At 73.6% G+C, this 19,367-nt stretch carries 13 protein-coding genes; 6 read left to right on the forward strand and 7 right to left on the reverse strand.

The features are described from left to right. The first annotated feature begins 563 nt into the window (after positions 1-563). Positions 564-2,651, forward strand: coding sequence for a protein phosphatase 2C domain-containing protein (locus ACH4S8_RS15120; RefSeq protein WP_398393845.1), 2,088 nt, complete (start codon positions 564-566; stop codon positions 2,649-2,651). A 102-nt stretch (positions 2,652-2,753) separates the two neighbouring features. After that, positions 2,754-4,496: a pyruvate dehydrogenase gene (locus tag ACH4S8_RS15125; protein WP_398393847.1), complete on the forward strand. Its 1,743-nt coding sequence runs from the start codon at positions 2,754-2,756 to the stop codon at positions 4,494-4,496. A gap of 86 nt (positions 4,497-4,582) precedes the next feature. Here the strand turns inward: ACH4S8_RS15125 and ACH4S8_RS15130 are convergent, their stop codons facing one another. The 3 genes from ACH4S8_RS15130 to ACH4S8_RS15140 form a co-directional block, all read right to left on the reverse strand. Then, complete coding sequence (locus ACH4S8_RS15130; protein ID WP_398393849.1) at positions 4,583-5,992, reverse strand: helix-turn-helix domain-containing protein; 1,410 nt, start codon at positions 5,990-5,992, stop codon at positions 4,583-4,585. A gap of 188 nt (positions 5,993-6,180) precedes the next feature. Next, positions 6,181-6,978, reverse strand: a complete 798-nt coding sequence (locus ACH4S8_RS15135; RefSeq protein ID WP_398393851.1) for a maleylpyruvate isomerase family mycothiol-dependent enzyme — start codon at positions 6,976-6,978, stop codon at positions 6,181-6,183. A gap of 155 nt (positions 6,979-7,133) precedes the next feature. Next, positions 7,134-10,154: an alpha-mannosidase gene (locus ACH4S8_RS15140; protein ID WP_398393853.1), complete on the reverse strand. Its 3,021-nt coding sequence runs from the start codon at positions 10,152-10,154 to the stop codon at positions 7,134-7,136. 269 nt (positions 10,155-10,423) lie between these two features. On the opposite strand from ACH4S8_RS15140, the gene ACH4S8_RS15145 reads away from it, so the two are divergent. Further along, positions 10,424-10,822, forward strand: coding sequence for an ATP-binding protein (locus ACH4S8_RS15145; protein WP_398394115.1), 399 nt, complete (start codon positions 10,424-10,426; stop codon positions 10,820-10,822). Positions 10,823-10,980: 158 nt separating this feature from the next. On the opposite strand, the gene ACH4S8_RS15150 is transcribed toward ACH4S8_RS15145, so the two are convergent. Continuing rightward, positions 10,981-12,012 (reverse strand): DUF2637 domain-containing protein, encoded by a 1,032-nt coding sequence (locus tag ACH4S8_RS15150; protein WP_398393855.1) that lies wholly within the window; start codon positions 12,010-12,012, stop codon positions 10,981-10,983. A 268-nt stretch (positions 12,013-12,280) separates the two neighbouring features. Then, entirely contained in the window at positions 12,281-13,201 is a 921-nt protein-coding gene (locus ACH4S8_RS15155; RefSeq protein ID WP_398393857.1) for a (2Fe-2S)-binding protein, read from the reverse strand. Positions 13,202-13,756: 555 nt separating this feature from the next. Here ACH4S8_RS15155 and ACH4S8_RS15160 point away from each other — a divergent pair. Further along, entirely contained in the window at positions 13,757-14,644 is an 888-nt protein-coding gene (locus ACH4S8_RS15160; protein WP_398394117.1) for an FCD domain-containing protein, read from the forward strand. Between the two features lie 177 nt (positions 14,645-14,821). Here ACH4S8_RS15160 and ACH4S8_RS15165 read toward each other — a convergent pair whose 3' ends face one another. After that, positions 14,822-15,595: a hypothetical protein gene (locus tag ACH4S8_RS15165; RefSeq protein ID WP_398393859.1), complete on the reverse strand. Its 774-nt coding sequence runs from the start codon at positions 15,593-15,595 to the stop codon at positions 14,822-14,824. 136 nt (positions 15,596-15,731) lie between these two features. Beyond that, on the reverse strand, positions 15,732-17,405 hold the full coding sequence (locus tag ACH4S8_RS15170; protein WP_398393861.1) for a PucR family transcriptional regulator: 1,674 nt from the start codon (positions 17,403-17,405) through the stop codon (positions 15,732-15,734). Between the two features lie 444 nt (positions 17,406-17,849). On the opposite strand from ACH4S8_RS15170, the gene ACH4S8_RS15175 reads away from it, so the two are divergent. Together ACH4S8_RS15175 and ACH4S8_RS15180 are read left to right on the forward strand one after the other, a co-directional pair. Beyond that, positions 17,850-18,737 carry an FAD binding domain-containing protein gene (locus ACH4S8_RS15175; protein WP_398393863.1) on the forward strand — a complete coding sequence of 296 codons (888 nt, stop codon included), beginning with the start codon at positions 17,850-17,852 and terminating at the stop codon, positions 18,735-18,737. Beyond that, positions 18,737-19,366 carry a (2Fe-2S)-binding protein gene (locus ACH4S8_RS15180; protein WP_398393865.1) on the forward strand — a complete coding sequence of 210 codons (630 nt, stop codon included), beginning with the start codon at positions 18,737-18,739 and terminating at the stop codon, positions 19,364-19,366. The genes ACH4S8_RS15175 and ACH4S8_RS15180 overlap by 1 nt, the downstream gene beginning before the upstream one ends. Position 19,367 lies beyond the last annotated feature (1 nt).

Here is a 19,367-nt window from a genome sequence, read left to right on the forward strand (position 1 = left end):
GCGGAAACCGGCCACGGCGCAAACCCGCCCCGGCACATCATCGCCATACCCCCCGCCCCTCTGACAAGCTCACGTCACCGAGGAGCCGACCGGCTTCCTCGATCCTCCGCTCGGGCCCGGCGTTCGGGTCCGGCGCTCGGGTCCGATGCCTGGATCCGGCGTGCCGGGAAGCGGCCGTGCCGCTTCGCGGACCGGGACGTTTCCGGGCTCGCGGACACGGGCGAACCGGTCCTGGAGCACGGGGGTTGAGGAGGCCGGACGAATCCGGGCCCGAAGCCGGTGCCGAACCGGCCGACGTCGGAGGCGACTCGGCCGTCCGGCCGTGGCCCGGGCCGCTGCGCGGTGCGCGGCGCGGTGCGCGGCGCGCGTGGGCCCGGCCGTCCAGACGTCGCCGGGCGGTTCTCCCGTGGGGGGTGGGACCGTCCGGCGGCAGGATGTCCGCAGCCTCCGGTACGCATCCCTGTTCGAGCCTTCACTCGACGTGCCGTTCGACGGCCCGCACCTTGGCCGGTTTTTCCGGATGCCCCGTTTTCAACCGGCTGTCTCGGTGGACAATCGGGGGCATGAGCCAGCAGGGGGACAGGCCCACCGGTCATGAGGACGACTGGTGGCGGCAGTTGTACGACGACTCCACCGAGGACACGGGGCCCGCGGCCGTGGCCGATTCCCTCGACGACCGGTTCGCGTCGGCGTCGGGGACGCTCGGGGACGGGCTGGACACCGGCCCGGAATCCGGGCGGGACACCCGGCCCGCGCCGGAGCGGAGGCCCGGGCCCGATGCCCGGCCCGCGCCGGAGCGGAGGTCCGCATCCGAGCCCCGGCCCGCGTCGGAGCCGGGGCCGCCCGCGTCCGTACGGCGGCCGACGTCGGACGTGCCGCCCGTACCGGGCCGCGGGCGCATGCCGTCGGACCCGGGCCCCGGCTCGGATCCGAGGTCCGGGACGGACGGGGCGTCCGTCCCGGGACGCGGCTCCGAGCCGGGGCCCGGCCCCCACGGGCTCGGCGGTCTGCCGCGCCCCGAGCGGCCTCCCACCGTGCCCGGGTCCGCCTCCTCCGGGCCGGGGAAGCCGCCGCCCCCGCCGCCGGAGCGGCCTCCCGTCGTTCCGGGGCGACGTCCGGGCACCTCGGCCCCCGCCGCCCGGCCCGGCGCGAACCCGGCCGGCCCGACGCCCTCCGACGAGCCGGTGTCCCGGCCGGGCCGCTGGGAGCGGGGCCCGGTGCCGGGGCCCGGCGCGGACGTGGGCCCGCCCGGCCAGGAGACGCCCCCGTCGGAACCCGCCTCCTGGGAGCCCACCCCGTGGGAGCCCACTCCCTGGGAGCCCCCGTCCTGGGAGCTCCCGCGGCCGGCTTCGGCCCCGGCCGCTCCCGCGGATCTGCCGTCCGGCCCGAAACCGCCGGGGTCCACCGCGCAGGAACCCGGCCCGCACGCCTCCCGGGACACCCGGAGCGAGCCGTCCCCGGTGCCTCGCGCCGACCGGGTGCCCGCTTCGAGGGCGTCGGCGGAGGTGCCGCCGGCACCCGAGGCCGCTCCCGCGGCGCCCCCGGACGCCGCGTCCCCCGGACCCTCGGCGAACGCCCTGCCCAGCACCACCGGCGGCTTCCGGACACCACCGCCCGAGCCGGCCCCCGGGGACCTGTCCGCGGACGAGTCCCGGGAGACGTTCCTCTCCGTCGTCGAGCCGCCGCCCTCCGCCGGACACGTCGGCTCCGGCCCGCCCACCTACGACCCCGAACCGACCGCGCTGCCGTCCGCCGAGCCCGACGAACTCGGCGACCTGGTCGCCGACACCGTGCTGGACGGAGCGCGCTACGGGACGAGCACCCTGCGGGCCGTGTCGCTGCGCGGGGACTCCGCGCGCTACCGGGGCGAGCCGCGCCGGGACGCGCTGCTCACCGCGCGGTTCGGCACGGGCGAACAGGCACTCGTCCTGGTGGCGATGGCGACCGGCGCGCGCGCCACCTCGGGCGCGCACCGGGCCGCGGCGGAGGCGTGCCAGTGGATCGGGCAGGCCGTCGGGCGCAGTCACGAACGGCTCTCCGAGGACATCAGGGCCGCCCGGCGCGGCGAGCTGAAGTCGGGACTGCACCGGCTCACCGCCCGCAGCCTCGGCAAGCTGCGGGCGAGCGCGGCGGAGCAGGGCGTCGAACCCGAGGAGTACACGGCGGGCCTGCGCTGTCTGTTGCTGCCCGCCGATCCCGAGTGCCGTACCCGGGTCTTCTTCGGCGTCGGAGCGGGCGGCCTGTTCCGGCTGCGGGACGGCGAGTGGCAGGACATCGAGCCCCGGGTCTCCGACACGGCGGGGGAGGCCGTCGTCGGTTTCGGATCGCCGCCCCACGAGACCCCCGAGGGCGACCGGCTCACCATGGACCTGGGCATCACGACACCACCGAGCCCGTACGAACCCGCCCCCCGGCCGCCGCAGGCCCCCTTCCGGTTCCGGGCCTCCGTCGCCCGCCCGGGTGACACGCTCCTGCTGTGCACGGGCGGCCTCGCGGAGCCGTTGCGCGGCGAGGCCGAACTGGCCGCGTACCTGACGACACGGTGGTCGGTGGCGGAGCCGCCCGGTCTGGCCGCGTTCCTCGCGGACGCGTCGGCGCGGGTCAAGGGGTACGCCGACGACCGGACGGCCGCCGCCGTGTGGGAGGCGTAACCGCGCACGGTGTGAATTCATGGAACCGAGGGACGAGCCGCCGGGTGAACGAGGGGGACCCGGGGCCCAGGGTTTCGCGGATCACGAAGAGGTGTGAGCGGCATGGCCAAGCAGAACGTCGCCGAGCAGTTCGTCGACATCCTCGTCCGCGCGGGTGTCCGGCGGCTGTACGGAGTCGTGGGTGACAGCCTCAACCCGGTCGTGGACGCGATCCGGCGCAACGCGGCCATCGACTGGATCCAGGTCCGGCACGAGGAGACCGCCGCGTTCGCCGCGGGCGCCGAGGCCCAGATCACGGGCCGGCTCGCGGCCTGCGCCGGCTCCTGCGGACCGGGCAACCTCCACCTCATCAACGGCCTGTACGACGCGCACCGCTCCATGGCCCCGGTCCTGGCCCTCGCCTCGCAGATCCCCTCCGGCGAGATCGGCCTCGGCTACTTCCAGGAGACCCATCCCGACCAGCTCTTCCGCGAGTGCAGTCACTACAGCGAACTCATCTCCAGCCCGAAGCAGATGCCGCGGCTCCTGCAGACCGCCATCCAGCACGCGGTGGGCCGGTCCGGTGTCAGCGTCGTCTCGCTGCCCGGCGACATCGCCTCCGAGCCCGCCCCGGAAAAGACCGTCGAGACCGCCCTCGTGACCTCCCGGCCCACCGTCCGGCCGGGCGACGTGGAGATCGACCGGCTCGTCGCGATGGTCGACGAGGCGGAGAAGGTCACCCTGTTCTGCGGCAGCGGCACGGCGGGCGCGCACGCCGAGGTCATGGAGTTCGCCGGGAAGATCAAGTCCCCGATCGGACACGCGCTGCGCGGCAAGGAATGGATTCAGTACGACAATCCGTTCGACGTCGGCATGAGCGGGCTCCTCGGGTACGGCGCGGCCTACGAGGCGACCCACGAGTGCGATCTCCTCATCCTGCTGGGCACCGACTTCCCGTACAACGCCTTCCTGCCCGACGACGTCAAGATCGTCCAGGTCGACGTGCGGCCGGAGCACCTGGGGCGGCGGTCGAAGCTGGACCTGGCGGTGTGGGGCGACGTGCGGGAGACGCTGCGCTGTCTGACCCCGCGGGTACGGCCCAAGGGGAACAGGCGCTTTCTCGACAAAATGCTGAAGAAACACGCGGACGCGCTCGAAGGGGTCGTCAAGGCGTACACCCGCAAGGTCGACCGGCACGTTCCGATCCACCCCGAGTACGCCGCCTCCGTGCTCGACGAACTCGCTGCCGACGACGCGGTGTTCACCGTGGACACCGGAATGTGCAACGTGTGGGCGGCCCGCTACGTCTCGCCCAACGGCAGCCGCCGGGTGATCGGTTCGTTCTCGCACGGGTCGATGGCCAACGCGCTGCCGATGGCGATCGGCGCCCAGTTCACCGACCGGCGGCGCCAGGTCGTGTCGATGTCGGGCGACGGTGGATTCTCCATGCTGATGGGCGATTTCCTCACCCTCGTGCAGTACGACCTGCCGGTGAAGGTCGTACTGTTCAACAACTCCTCCCTCGGCATGGTCGAGTTGGAGATGCTGGTCGCCGGGCTGCCCTCCTACGGCACCGCCAACAAGAACCCCGACTTCGCGGCGGTGGCCCGCGCGTGCGGGGCGTTCGGCATCAGGGTCGAGAAGCCCAAGCACCTCGCCGGCGCCCTCAAGGACGCCTTCCGTCACAAGGGCCCGGCCCTCGTCGACATCGTCACCGACCCGAACGCGCTCTCGATCCCGCCGAAGATCAGCGCGGACATGGTGACGGGGTTCGCGCTCTCGGCGTCGAAGATCGTGCTGGACGGCGGCGTCGGCCGGATGCTGCAGATGGCCCGCTCCAACCTGCGCAACGTGCCCCGCCCGTGATGCCAGTGAGCCCCGTGACGACCATGACGGGACTCGACCCGTGAGGCCCGTGGTGGCGTCCTACCGGCCGCCGTCGGCGTTCGGGCTCATGCCAGGGTCCAGCCGTCGTGCGCGTACCAGTAGCGCGGCAGGCCGTCGGTGCCGCTGGTGCGGAACGGCCGGCCGCCGTCGTCGATCCGCTCGGTGCCGGTGCGGCCCTGCGAGGACCAGTCGAGCTCCAGGTACCAGCGGCAGTCGCAGCCGCCGGTCCGCGCGTCGACCATCAGCACCTCGGGGTCCGTCACGGAGACCCGGTAGGGCATGCTCATCGGCGGAGTGATCGTTCCGCTGTCGTTGCCCGGCACCGCGCGGGCGATGGGCCGGTCCTTGTCCAGGTCGACGGTGAACGAGTGCGGGGCCATGTCGGAGCCGCAGCCCTGTCCCGTGGAGTAGACGCTGCCCTTCACCGGGGCCGAGCGTCCGACGACGCGGACCCGCAGCGCCTCCAGGACGACGGCCGCGTCCGTCCGCCCCTGCACGGTGATGTCCACGAACATCTGGCCACCGTGCACGGCGTTCTGTGTCCGTGCCCACGGGGACGCGTCCTGGGGGGCCGGGGGCGGCGGCACCTGCTCGGGCGCCTTGTCGATGACGTAGTCGTGAAAGCAGCCGGTCGCCCAGCGATGGGAGTTCGCGGTCCAGGTGAGCGGGGTGACGGCTGAACCGGCCGTGGGGGAGGAGGGGCTCGTGGACGGGCTCGGCGAGGTGCCCCGCTTGCCGGACGTGCTCGGGGAGGGGGTTCCGGACGGCCGGCCCGGCCGGGTCGAGGGAGGTGCGGACGGCGTCGCCGATCCTCGGTGCACGCCCGTCGCCTTCGCGGCCGGAGCATCGGACGTCCGGTCGGCGGCGTCGGCCGAGGAGTGCCCGGACGGCAGGGCGGACAGGCTGCCCAGGGTGGCCAGCAGCGCGGTCACGACCGCCGCGGCGACCGCGACACGGCGCCTGTACCAGGGCGTTCGCGCCCCGTCGGCCCGCTCGGGGGACGAGCCGGGGAGGCTTTCCGCGGCTCCGCCCGGTCCGGGGTGCCGGTCGCGTTCGAGCGCTTCCCCGGACTCGGTCACGTCCGGGTGCTCCCCGGGAGCGGGAGCGAGGGCGGCACCCGGCGGCGGGGGAGCGGCGGCGTCCTCGGTACTCTGCCCGGCCTCGGACGCCAGGGCCTCGGCCGTGTCCGATCCGGTCTCCGACCCGGGGGCCGTGCGCGGGCGTTGCCGGGCCGCCGCCGCGAGGATCCACAGCCGGTGGAGTTCGACCCGTTCGGCCGGGCTCGCCCCGCACAGCGCGGCGAACTTCTCCACGGACGCGAACCCGAGCGGCACCGCCTCGCCCGCGCAGTACCGGTGCAGCGTCGAGGCGTTCATGTTCAGACGGCGGGCGAGCGCGGCGTAACTGCGGTCGGTACGCCCCTTCAAGTGCCGCAGCAGCGCGGCGAATTCCTCGACCTCGTCCTGGGATGACACCGTTTTCCTCGCTTCCCGTCCCAGGACGGCATCCCAGGCACTCCTCATGAAGGAGGCCGCAGGGCCCGGGACGGTTCCACCGCAGTGCCGTTGCTTCAGGCGGTTGCTGCGGTTGCTGCGGTCGCCGTGCTGCGGGCGGACAAGACGGTCGAGCCGGTGGAGGCGCGGCCGACCGCCCCCGCCATGTCCTACTCCTCCGGCTCCCAGGCCCGGAGCAGGTCGAGCAGCCCTGCGTCTCCGTCGACGCGCAAGGAGTCGGCAGGGATACGGTCGTACAAGTAGAGGACCAACTCACTGGCCGTGCCATGGACGGAGGCGCCGGCAGCGTCCGAGTCCTCGCCGGTCGCGGCAGTGGGCGCGGGGATGCGGGTGGAGCGTGCGCCGTCGCCGTCGACCGTGAGGCGCCAGGAGCGGCCCTCGGCGGTGTGGAAGTCGAAGGCCGTGGGCTTGTGCGGCCAGGCGCTGGGCGTCGCGACGCAGGTGAACAGGAACTCCTCGACACCGTCGAGGGCGACCCCGGCCGGCAGCGGCTGCGGGGCGCCTGCGGCGCGCTGGACGTCGTAGGTATGTACCGCGCTCTCCTGGACCCGGTGCCGGGCGACTCCGCCGGAGGTCCGCGGCGTCTGCAGGGCACTCCACCACGCCCAGCAGCCGGCGTCCGGTCCTGCCTCGCGCAGGGTGCTCAGCAGAAGCTGCGTCGACGCGGCCAGCCAGGCCAGCAGGGCCTCACGCTCCCGCGGCACTTCCAGAGCGGCGCGCGCGGCGGTGGCCTCGGCCGGGGGAGCGCCGGCAGGCCCCGCGCCGACGACGGCGGCCCAGAAACGGTCTCCCCCACCCAGGTGCTTCACCAGGTCGAACAGCGTCCACCCGGGGCAGGTCGGCACCTGTGCGTCGAGATCGGGCGCGGCGGCGACCGCGGCGCGGAAGGCGGTCGACCGTTCATCGATCAGTCGCAGCAGGTCGGGAAACTCGAGATTCTTCTCCACGCCGGATGTCTATCACCGTGCTCCGGTGATCGGACAGCGATTTTCACCGTCGCCGCCGGTCGGCCACTGCGGACGCCCTCGCCTCCCATCGCCCGCCTGGAGCATGGGCATTGCGGTTCCACCGTCCCGGGCCCGGACCCGTCCCGGGCCCGCTCCTAGCGGGCGGGCCGCAGCCGAAGGGTGAGGATCTGGAACGGCCGCAGCTCGATCTGCGGCGGGGCCTCGCGCAGCGGCCGTTCCAGCAGGTCGGTCACCTCGGTCCGGGAGACCGGGAACCCGGCGGTCACCTTCGCGCGGGCCCGTCCGCCCCGCGACTCGTACAGCCGCACCACCACATCGCCGCTGCGGTCCTCGGCGAGCTTGACCGACTCGACGGTGACGGCCGGATGGTCCACGCCCACCAGCGGTTCGACCGCCGGTGCCGTGGCCTCGCGCAGCGGCAGATTGAGCGCGATCCCCTCCGCGACCGCGTCCCCGACACCGGCCCCCGGCAGCAGCGCGTACGTGAACCGGTGCGTGCCGAGATCGGTGTCCGGGTCCGGGCTGTGCGGGGCGCGCAGCAGGGTCAGCCGTACGGTGGTGCCGAGGCCGTCGGTATGCGGGGTGCGGGTCACGTCGTGGCCGTACGTCGAGTCGTTGAGCACCGCGACGCCGTACGACTCCTCCGCTACCCGCAGCCAGCGGTGGGCGCAGATCTCGAAACGGGCCGCGTCCCAGCCGGTGTTGGCGTGGGTGGGACGGTGGACGTGCCCGAACTGGATCTCGGCGGCGGACCGTTCGGCCTGGACGTCGAGCGGGAAGGCGGCCTTGAGGACCTTCTCCGACTCCTGCCAGTCGATGTCGGTCACGATGTCCAGCCGGCGGCTCGCGGCCGTCAGCCGGATCTCCTGGGTGACGCGGGAGGAGCCGAAGGCCCGGGTGACGCGCACGGCCGCGCGCAGTGGCCCGCTCTCCACCAGCTCCACCGACTCGGCGGCCGTGAGGTCCGTGCGGGTGCGCCGGTAGTGCCGGTCGATGTCCCAGGCGTCCCACGCGTTGGGGTGGTCGGGGTGGAGCTGGAGCAGATTGCCCGGGCCGCACAGCACCTCCCGGCCATGGACGAGATCCCGTACGGAGGCCAGCAGCCCGTCGGCGTCGACGCGCACCCGCAGCCGGCCGTTCTCCAGCACGACGGCGCCGTCGCGCTGTTCGGCCCGGACGGCGGGGCCGTGCGGGCCGGGCGGGGCGGGCAGGGCGGCGGCGCCCAGCCCCGGTACCGTCACCAGCGTGTCCCCGGCCACTTCCGTCCGCTCGTACGGCGAGGCGTTCAGCACCGCGGGCGAGCCGGTCCCCAGGGCCCGTACCGCGTCCGTGGTGATCTCCTCCAGTTCGGCGAGCACCCGGGCGTACGTCTCGCGTGCCTCCCGGTGGACCCAGGCGATGGAGGAGCCGGGCAGGATGTCGTGGAACTGGTGCAGCAGCACCGTCTTCCAGATCCGGTCCAGCGCGTCGTACGGGTAGCTGTACGACGGATCGCGCACGGCGGCCGTCGCGCACCACAACTCGGCCTCGCGCAGCGCGTGTTCGCAGCGGCGGTTGCCCTGCTTGGTCTTGGCCTGCGTGGTGTAGGTGGCCCGGTGCAGCTCCAGGTACAGCTCGCCCGACCACACCGGAGCGTGGGCCCCGTACTCCTCCTCGGCGGCGGCGAAGAACGCCTCCGGCTTCTCGATCCGGACCGTGGGCGAGCCCTCCAGGGACCGCAGCCGGCGGGCCTTCTCCAGCATCTCGCGGGTCGGTCCGCCCCCGCCGTCGCCCCAGCCGAACGGGACCAGTGAACGGGTGGCCCGGCCCTTCTCCGCGAAGTTGCGCTCGGCGTGGGCGAGTTCACGTCCGTGGAACTGTGAGTTGTAGGTGTCCACGGGCGGGAAGTGGGTGAAGACCCGGGTGCCGTCGATGCCCTCCCACCAGAAGGTGTGGTGGGGCATCTTGTTGGTCTGGTTCCAGCTCAGCTTCTGGGTGAGGAACCAGCGGACGCCGGCGAGCTTCGCCAGTTGCGGGAAGGCCGCCGTGTAGCCGAAGGAGTCCGGCAGCCAGATCTCCTCGGTCTCGACGCCCAGTTCCTCCCGGAAGAACCGCTTGCCGTGCACGATCTGCCGGGCCAGCGCCTCACCGCCGGGCATGTTGGCGTCGGACTCCACCCACATCGAGCCCACCGGGGCCCAATTGCCGTCCCGTACTGCTTTCTTGATGCGTTCCCAGATGTGCGGCTGGTGCTCCTGGACCCAGGCGTACTGCTGGGCCTGGGAACAGGCGAAGACCAGCTCCGGGTAGTCGAGGGCCAGTGCGGTGACGTTGGCGAAGGTCCGGGAGGCCTTGCGGACGGTCTCGCGCAGCGGCCACAGCCACGCCGAGTCGATGTGCGCGTGCCCGGTCGCCGAGACGCGGTGCGCGCTGGCCGACGCGGGCCGCGCCAACGCCTCCGTCAGCTCGGACCGTGCCGCCGCGGCCGTGCCGGACACGTCGTGCAGGTCGAGGGCGTCGAGCATGTTCTCCAGGGCGCGCAGGATCTCGTGCCGGCGCGGCCGCTGCGGATCCAGCTCGTACATCAGCTCCGAGAGGACCTCGATGTCGAGGATCAGATGCCACACGTCCTCGTCCGGTACGGCGAGATCGGCAGCCGCGAATCGGTAGATCGGCCCATCGCCGGCGGTCAGTACGTCTCCCAGGCGCGTGGGCTCGAAGCCGTGCAGGACGGCGGGGTTCGCCGCCGCCTCCAGCAGCAGCCGCACCGCCTCGCCGCCCCGCGCCGGTGTTCCGACCGTCAGATGGCGGTTGCGGGGGTGGATGCCCTTGAGGGGGACGCCGTCGGCGTCGTACAGCAGCCCCTCCGCCTGGAAACCGGGCCCGTCCCCGGTGAACCCGGGGTCGATCACCACCTCCACCGGGCGGCCCGCCCATTCCCCGGGCACCCGGCCCTCGATCCGGAACCAGCTGGTCGACCAGGGCTTTCCCCAGACCGTTCCGGTCGTGAAGGGCTCGTAGGAGGCCTGGAGCGCCTGTCCCACGGGCACCGGCTCGCCCGGCACATGCCAGACCGAGAGCGTGAGGGGCATCCGCTCGCCGTACCGCGCGGGGCGCAGGAACTGCCGCAGCGCGCGCTCCAGACGGGCCTCCACCAGCGAACGGTCGTCGTGCACGGCGGCTCCTCGGTCCTTGGACGGCTCTGTCGAACCCTTCACTTCCCCGTGCGGGCGGCGCGCACCCGTGGCCGTACGGCAGCTGGTTGATGATTCGACATGACTGTCACGATCCCGAAGAGGGCATGGATCCCGTGAACGTGTTCGAGCAGAGGGGACCCGACATCGGCACGCAGGCGGGGGTCATGAAACGGCAGGCATCAGGAGGTGGTCCCATGACCAAGGGGGCCTTCTCCACCGATCCAGTGGAGGAAGCGTCCGACGGGGCGATGGACGAACCGGACGGCGCGCAGCTCAGGCGCCGGCTGGGCAAGGCGGATCTGAGGGCGGTGCCCGAGGCGCGCAAGGCGCTGAGGGAGCTCTTACGGTACTGGGGGAAACCGGGCAGGGCCGAGACGGCCGAGCTCTTGACCAGCGAGCTCGTCACCAACGCACTGATTCACACGGACGACGACGCCGTCCTGACGGCGACGATCGGACCGCGCGGGCTGCGCGTGGAGGTCCGGGACTTCGTGGCACGCAGGCCCAGACTGTGCGTACCGAACGCCGACGACGGTACGCACGGCAGAGGTCTCGTCCTCGTCCAGTCCCTGGCGGACGCGTGGGGCGTACGGTCGCACGGGGTGGGCAAGGCGGTGTGGTTCGAACTGAACGGCGGCACGGTGTAGGAACACCGCGCCGCCGCTGTCGTGTCCGGGCCCGGCCGGAAACTCCGGCCGGGCCGCGTCGGTCCGGCGTGCGTCCGGGCCGTCAGGCTGTCCGGGCCGGGTGTGTCCGTTCCGGCCACGGCCGTCCGGGCCGGCGTCCGGAGCGGGGAGCCCGGGGCTCAGCCGAACTGCTGCTCGAGATCCTTGAGCTTGCGCTCCAGGGAGTCGAGCCGGGGCAGGGCCATCGTGTCGTCCTCCGTGGTGAGGTCGACGGTGATCGGCTCAGTGCTCTTGCGGACGGGGGTGAGGGAGGGCCGCGATCGTACGGGCAGCTGCTCCGCGGTGGATATGGCAGGCTCCGTGGAGGCTCCGGCGGGTGCCCGCTCCACGGTCGTGGTCTCCAGTTCCCGGGCGCCGCCGCGGCCGGGGAAGCCGCGGCTGAGCGCCTTGAGGTGCGCGCGCTCGACCCGCTCCTCGTTGCGGCGGCGCAGCCGGTTCTGCTCCTTCTGGCGCCGGTCCTCGCGCACCTCGTCCACGGCCTCGTCCAGGGACCGGACGTTCTCCAGGAGCATCAGCGACCACGCGCTGTACGTCTCACGGGGCGCGCGCAGCCAGCGGACGATACGGATCTGCGGCAGCGGACGCGGCACCAGACCCTGCTCGCGCAGGGCGGCCCGGCGGGTCTGCTTCAGGGCCCGGTCGAACAGGACGGCGGCCGACAGGGACATGCCCGCGAAGAACTGCGGAGCGCCGGCGTGGTCCACGCCCCGGGGCGCGTGCACCCAGTTGAACCAGGCCGCGGCACCGGCGAAGGTCCACACGAGTATGCGGGAGCCGAGCGCCGCGTCACCGTGGCTGGCCTCGCGCACCGCGAGGACGGAACAGAACATCGCCGCGCCGTCCAGACCGAACGGGACGAGGTACTCCCAGCCGTTCGAGAGGCCGAGGTTCTGCTGGCCGAAGCCGACCAGGCCGTGGAAGGAGAGTGCCGCCGCGACGGCGGCACAGCAGAACAGCAGGACGTAGGAGGCCGTGCCGTAGACGGCTTCCTTACGCCTGCGACGCTCCTCGGTGCGCTCCCACGAGTCGTCGCTGCTCGCGCTGTCCCCGGACCGCTTGCCGCGTGCGAGCACCGCCACCGCCGCCAGCAGGCCCAGGAGCAGAACGGCGCCTGGAAGCAGCCAGTTCAGCGATATGTCGGTCAGTCTCATCGGGGGTCCCTTGCATGGGGAGAGGGCGTAACGCCCGCCATAGTGGCCCAATCACATCGGCCCTCAGGGGGTTTCGGGGCAAGAGGCCGCCAAGGAAGTGCAAGAAGGTGCGCAGGGCGACTTTCTGCTCGAACTGCCGCGCGAGGGACGGGAGTTGAGTGCGAATAAAGACTACCCATACGGATGGTTCCGCGGAAAGTTCCCGTGACAAGTGAGGAATGTGTGAAGCGCCTGTGTCCCGCGTGCCGTCCGAGAGTGGTGGGGCCCGTCAACTCACCGCGGTGGCGGTCAGTTTGGCGATCCGGTCCGTGTCGCAGGTGCGCGGACAGGTGACGCAGGTGTCGGCGGGGCGCAGGGTGTAGAACAGGCAGCAGCTCACCCGGTCCCGGGTGGGCAGGGACTCCCCGTCGGGACCGGTCAGTTCCCGGAAGGCCGCCGAACCCGCGTACGGCTGGGCGGACCCCGGCAGCAGCAGTTCCAGCTCGCGCAGCGCGCGCCGTTCCTCGCCGAACAGCTGTGCGACGTACCAGAGGCCCTCGACCACCTCGTCCGTCGCCATGCCCCACAGCGCCCGGCCGCGCCGTCGCATCCGCGGCCCGAATCCGCCGAGGAGGGGCTCCAGGTGCCCGGCCACCGCGGCCCGCACCTCCGCGCGCAGCGCCTCCTCGTCCGGTACGACCCGGGCGCCCGGCAGGGCGGCGGCGGGGTCGTCCGGCAGGCAGGCGAACGTGGTGACCCGGACGGCCATCCGGCCCGCCTCGCGCTGGAACGTGACGTCGTCCACAGTCAGGCGGGGCACCCGCCGCAGCAGGAACCACGGCACGGTGATCAGCAGGCAGGCCGGCCAGGCGTACCGGTGCAGTCCGAAGCCGGCCACCACGTCGGGCCGTGCCCGCGTGCCGTGGTCCCGGATCACCTGGGCCTCGTCCCAGGCGAGGAAAGCGTCGAGGTCCGGCCCGCCCTCCGCGAGCCGGGCGGCGGCGGCCCAACCCGCGCCGCGCGGGGGCGCCTCACCCGCTCCCAGCTCGGTGACGCCCAGCCCGGGGAAGACCTCGCCCAGCCGTGCGTAGGCGTCCGCGACGGGCGACACGGCGGCGGCCGGCGCCTCCGTGCGGGCCGCGGCGACCGGGCCCGCCGGGGCGGCGGTGGCGGACGTGGCGGCTTCGGCGGACAGGGTGGGAGCGGACATGCGGAACCATCGCTTCACGATCGTTAGCAGGTAAGCCTTACCTTACCCCGCCGTCCGGGTGTTTGAACTGGGGCCGTGTGCGCCTATCGTGCTTGACGGACGGGTAACAACCGATGCTCACGACCCCGGCCGACGACCCCCCAGAACCGCCCACCCGCAGGAGGAACCGTGGAGCAGACCGGTCCGCGCGGCGCGCACGGCTCCGCCGGGACCTGGGCCCCCGACGCCCGCGCGGGCGCCTTCCGGATTCCGCAGCAGTCGGGCCCGGTGGACGCGGGGTGGGCCGGGGGAGCGGCCGCGGGGGCCGTGGGCGACGGTTTCGGCTCCGGGCAGGGCACCGGGCCGGGCACCGGCACCTCTGCCGTCCTGGCCGCGGCCCGCGGTGAGCACACGCACAGCGAGGCGCCGATCCCGCATCCGCGCACCGACGACACCGTCCGCCCCGCCGCACGCGCGGACGTCCCCCGTCCCGCCGCGGACGCCGAGAACACCAGGCCCGTGCACACCGACGAGCCGCGCCCCGCCGCACGCCCGCAGGCAGCACGCCCGCAAGACATGCGTCCCGGACGCGCGGACGAGGCCCGGCCGGAAGCGGGTGCCGGGGGCGCCCGCCCCGCGCACGCGGAGGAGACCCGTCCGGCCGTACGTCCGCGGAGCGCCCGGCCCCCGCGCGCCGAAGACGCCCGCCCGGCCGTACGCGAGCCGGACGCGGGCCCCGCGCGCACCGAGGGGGCCCGTCCGGCCGTACGCCCGGAGAACACCTGGACCGTGCGCACCGAGGAGGCCCGTCCCGCCGCCCGTACGGAGTCCGCGCGCCCTGTCGTGCAGCGCGCCTCCGTGCGGGGGCAGATCCTCGACGCCCTGCGCACCGCGCTCGTCGCCGGTGAACTCGCCCCCGGCGAGGTGTACTCGGCGCCCGCGCTCGGCGAACGCTTCGGGGTCTCGGCGACGCCCGTCCGGGAGGCGATGCAGCAGCTCGCCCTCGAAGGCGCTGTCGAGGTCGTCCCCAACCGGGGCTTCCGCGTCGTCGAGCGCGGCACCCGGGAACTGGCCGAACTCACCGAGATCCGGGGCCTGATCGAGGTCCCGGTGATGCTCCGGCTCGCCCGCACCGTGCCCGCCGCCCGCTGGGCAGAGCTGCGCCCGCTCGCCGAGGCCACCGTGCGCGCCGCCTCCTCGGGCTGCCGCGCGACCTACGCGGAGTCCGACCGGACCTTCCACCGCGCGGTGCTCGGCCTCGCGGGCAACCAGCAGCTGGTGCGCATCGCCGACGATCTGCACCGCCGTGCCCAGTGGCCCCTCGTCGGCGGTCCCGTCTCCCGGGGCCGCGCCGACCTGGTGGCCGACGCGGCCGAACACACCGCGCTGCTGGACGCGTTGATCGCCGAGGACCTGACGGTCGTCCAGGCGCTGGTACGGGAGCACTTCACCGGCGCGTCCTGAGGCACCCGGGCACCAGGCCCCCAGGAACCCCGTTCAGCCCCTGCCGCGAGGGCGAGGCACGCCACCCGGGTCGTACGCGGCCCCCTGCCGGGGGCGGCGCACCGTGCCGGGCGGCGGGATCCGCGCCCGGCGTCGGCAGCCCCGTGGCGGGCGAAGCGGCCGCCCGCCCGTGTACGGTCAGGCCGTCGCCGCGGGGGGCGACAACTGGTCCGCCAGCCACAGCGGGACACCCCCGAGCAGCCGGAACAGCCGTCCCGCCTCCGCCCGCAGCCGCGAAGCCTCCGGCTCGGTCTCGGCGTCGGCGAGGGACGCCAGCGCCGGCGCCGTACCGACGAGATACCCCAGCTCCTCCCGGATCCGCAGGGATTCGGCGAAGCCGTGCCGGGCCTCCGCCAACTCCCCCTCGCGCAGGGCGATTCCGGCGAGGTGCCGCCAGGTGAAGGACAGCAGCAGGGCGTCGTTCCGGTCGGTCGCGCCCGCGTGCGCCCGCCGGTACGCGGCGCGGGCCGCCTGCGGGGCGTGTGCGAGGTTCTCGGCGAGCAGCCCGCGCCGGAAGTCGAGCAGTGCCCTGCCCGGCGCGCCGGGCGCGAGCAGCGCCGCCGCCCGGCCGAGCGCGGCGCGCGCCTCGTCGGCCCGGTCGCGCACGCCCAACAGGGTTGCGGCATAGGCGAGTTGACCCCGCTCGCAGGCCGCCGCGCCGCGCTCGTCGTCGCTCTGCGCCAGCGCCTCGGCGGTGCGCAGCGCGTCCTCCGCCTCGGCCCAGCCCTGCTCGGTGTAGAGACAGCGCTCCACCAGGAGCGATGCTCTCTGCAGCGCGGGCCCCGCCGTGCGCGGCTGGATCAGCGCCGCCGCGTCGGCCCAGCAGGCGCGCGAGCGCAGCCGCCATACCGCGGTCTGGAGTGGATCGTCCCCTGCAGTCGTTCCGGTACCAGACATGGCGGTATGCGCCACGTTGCCCTCCCCGAGCACACCATTGAGCTGTTGAGTGGTGGCATCTCAGCATGGATCACGGGGCCCGGCCAAGAGGGCGGGTGAAGGATTTCACAAAGTCATGGGTCCCGCGCCGGGCCGCCCGGGGCTCCTGGGGTCAGCTCATCCGCAGGGCCAGGAAGAAGTCCAACTTGTCTTCCAGGCGCGACAGGTCACGACTCGTCAACTGCTCGATACGTCCGACACGGTAGCGCAGCGTGTTGACGTGCAGGTGCAGCCGGGCGGCACAGCGCGTCCAGGAGCCGTCGCAGTCCAGGAACGCCTCCAGGGTCGGGATCAGCTCCGCGCGGTGCCGGCCGTCGTACTCGCGCAGCGGGTCCAGCAGACGGGCGGTGAAGGCACGGCGCACGTCGTCCGGGACGAACGGCAGCAGCAGGACGTGCGAGGCCAGCTCCTGGTGCCCGGCCGCGCAGACCCGTCCGGGACGGGCCGCGGCGACCCGGCGGGCGTGCCGGGCCTCCTCCAGGGCACCGCGCAGCCCCTCGGCCGAGTGGACGGCCGCGCTGACGCCGATGGTGAGCCGGCCGTCGTCGTTCAGGCCGGCGGACAGCGGCTCCCGTACGGCCGCCAGCAGGGTGTCGGCGTGCAGGCCGGGCTCGGTGCCGTCCTCGTCGGAGGGGACCGCCGGAAGGGGGACGAGCGCGACCGCCTCGTCCCCCGTGTGGGCGACGGCGATCCGGTCGGAGTGCTCAGGGCCCGGCGTCAGCGGGTCGACGAGGATCTCCTCGAGGAGCGCCTGGGCGACCGGGCCGCCCTCGATCCCGCCCCCGTCCCACTCGACACGCGCCACCACGACCTGCCAGTGCGGGGCCGCGCCCAGCCCCGGCAGCAGCACCGGCGCCGCGACCCGCAGCCGGGCCGCGATCTCGGTGGGCGCGGCTCCCGTCTGGACCAGTTCCAGGACCTCCTGCGCGAGCCGCCTGCGCACCGTGCGCGCCGCGTCCCGCCGGTCCCGCTCCACCGCGATCAGCTGGGTGACGCCCTGGAGCAGGTCGAGCCGCTCCTCGGGCCAGTCCCCGGCGTCCGCCTCGACCGCGAGCAGCCAGTCGGAGAGCACGGTCTCGCGGACGTCCCGGAGGGCGCCCGTGGCGCGCCCCGAGGAGCGGACCGGGAAGAGCGAGTACATCGCCGGGCCCACCGTCACCCGGTGCGGTCCCCGGCGCCCGCTGCGGACCGCCGCGAGATGGGCCGCGGCCAGCTCGGCGCGGGTGTCCGCGGGCAGCGCCCCGCCCGCGAGCTTCGAGCCCGCGATGGGCCGTCCGGCGGGCGAGAGGACCCAGGCGCGCAGGTCGAGATCAGTGCCGAGGAGATCGAGGACCACGTCCGGGCCGCCGCCGGCCGGGCCCGAGGTCATCATCCGCCGGTGCCGCTCGACCACGGCGGCCAGATCCCCGGCGCGCTCTCCCGAGACCTGGCGCACGACGTGCTCGGTGATCGTGGCGAAGGCGACGGACTCGTTCACGGCGAACAGCGGCAGCCGGTGCCGGGCGCAGGCCACGACCAGGTCGTCGGGGATGTCGCCGAGCTCCGCCTCGCCCGCGGCCAGCGCCGCGACCCCGGCGCCCGCGAGGATGCGGACGAACGGCTCGGAGTCCTCGGCGTCGTGCCGCCAGGCGAGGCCGGTGAGGACCAGCTCGCCGCCCGAGAGATAGCGGCTCGGGTCCTTGAGGTCGGTGGTCATCACACCGCGTACGGTGCGGTCGAGTTCGTCCTCGCCGCCGAGCAGCCGCAGGCCCAGCGCGTCCGTGTCGAGCAGTGCGCGCAGCCGCATTCTCGTCGCCGCCGTTCTTTGTCTCGAAATCTACGATGGATCGGTGGGGCGGGCCCGTCGGCCTCCCGGGCTCCGCGGGAGCTGTCCGCGGACTCCGGGAACCTGCGGTACCGGCCCCGTGGCCCTCTGTTTCCAGACGGCCGCGGCCCTGTTCCCGCAGGGCCCTGTGCCTGCTCCCGGAGGACCGGGTCTCTGTTTCCAGAGGACTGGGTCTCTGTTTCCAGAGGAAAACGAAGAGGTTGCCGATGGCCTCGGTTCATACGAATCTACAAGATGCGCACGCTGGCCAGCGAACTCCTTCATGGTTTTGGTGACTGACCCCGACGTGGGACGCCGCTGTGTACTGACCCCACTCCGCTGTTGAGACCTCATGAACGAGCCGAGGACGCCGCACCCGATCTGGCTTGATGAGAACACCCCCGACACGAATGAAGAGAGCCACTCATGGACTTCCTTCGCCCCGCCAGTTGGGAGGAGGCGCTCGCCGCCAAGGCCGAGCACCCCACGGCTGTGCCGATTGCGGGTGGCACCGACGTGATGGTCGAGATCAACTTCGATCACCGCAGGCCCGAGTACCTCCTCGACCTGAACCGCATCGGCGAGCTGAGCGAGTGGGAGGCGGGCGAGGAGAGCGTGCGCCTGGGCGCCTCCGTCCCGTACACCCGGATCATGGAGAACCTGCGCCGCGAGCTTCCCGGGCTGGCCCTCGCCTCCCACACGGTGGCCTCCCCGCAGATCCGCAACCGCGGCGGCGTCGGCGGCAACCTCGGCACCGCCTCCCCGGCCGGCGACGCCCACCCCGCCCTCCTGGCGGCCGGTGCCGAGGTCGAGGCCGAGTCGGTGCGCGGTTCGCGGCTGATTCCGATCGACGACTTCTACACCGGCGTGAAGCGCAACGCGCTCGCTCCCGACGAGCTGATCCGCGCGGTCCGCGTCAGGAAGGCGGACGGGCCGCAGCAGTTCTCCAAGGTCGGCACCCGCAACGCGATGGTGATCGCGGTGTGCGCCTTCGGACTGGCCCTGCACCCCGAGACCCGTACGGTCCGCACCGGCATCGGCTCGGCCGCGCCGACCCCGGTCCGCGCGAGGACGGCCGAGGAGTTCCTGAACGCGGCGCTCGACGAGGGCGGCTTCTGGGACAACGGAAAGATCATCACCCCGTCGGTGGCCAAGCAGTTCGCGGCGCTGTGCTCCGCCGCCTGCAACCCGATCGACGACGTCCGCGGCACGGCGAGCTACCGCCGTCACGCGGTCGGCGTCATGGCCCGTCGCACGCTGACCTGGACCTGGGAGTCCTACCGCACCGCCGCCCGCAGGGAAGGAGTCGCGTAATGCGTGTCAACTTCACGGTCAACGGCCGCAGTCAGGAGGCCGACGACGTCTGGGAGGGCGAGAGCCTCCTGTACGTCCTGCGCGAGCGCCTCGGTCTGCCCGGTTCCAAGAACGCCTGCGAGCAGGGCGAGTGCGGCTCCTGCACCGTCCGCCTGGACGGCGTGCCCGTCTGTTCCTGTCTGGTCGCCGCCGGCCAGGTCGAGGGCCGCGAGGTCGTCACCGTCGAGGGGCTGGCCGACTTCGCCAAGCAGCGTGCGGAGCAGGCAGGTTGTACGACGGGCGCGTGCAACACGCCGGATTCCGCAGGTATTCCGCTCGACGAGGCCCAGCTGGGGGCACCCCCGGGCGAAGCCTGGGGGAGGGCGGCCAGGGGCCACGACTCGCAGACCGGCGAGGGCACCGAACTCTCGCCCGTGCAGCAGGCGTTCATCGACGCCGGAGCCGTCCAGTGCGGCTTCTGCACCCCGGGTCTGCTGATCGCGGCGGACGAGATGCTGGAGCGCACCCCGAACCCGACCGACGCGGACATCCGCGAGGCGCTCTCGGGCAACCTGTGCCGCTGCACCGGCTACGAGAAGATCATGGACGCGGTCCGCCTCGCGGCCGCCCGGCAGTCCGAGGCGGTCTGAC

It is taken from the genome of Streptomyces sp. NPDC021080 (genome assembly GCF_044333225.1).
Taxonomy (GTDB): domain Bacteria; phylum Actinomycetota; class Actinomycetes; order Streptomycetales; family Streptomycetaceae; genus Streptomyces.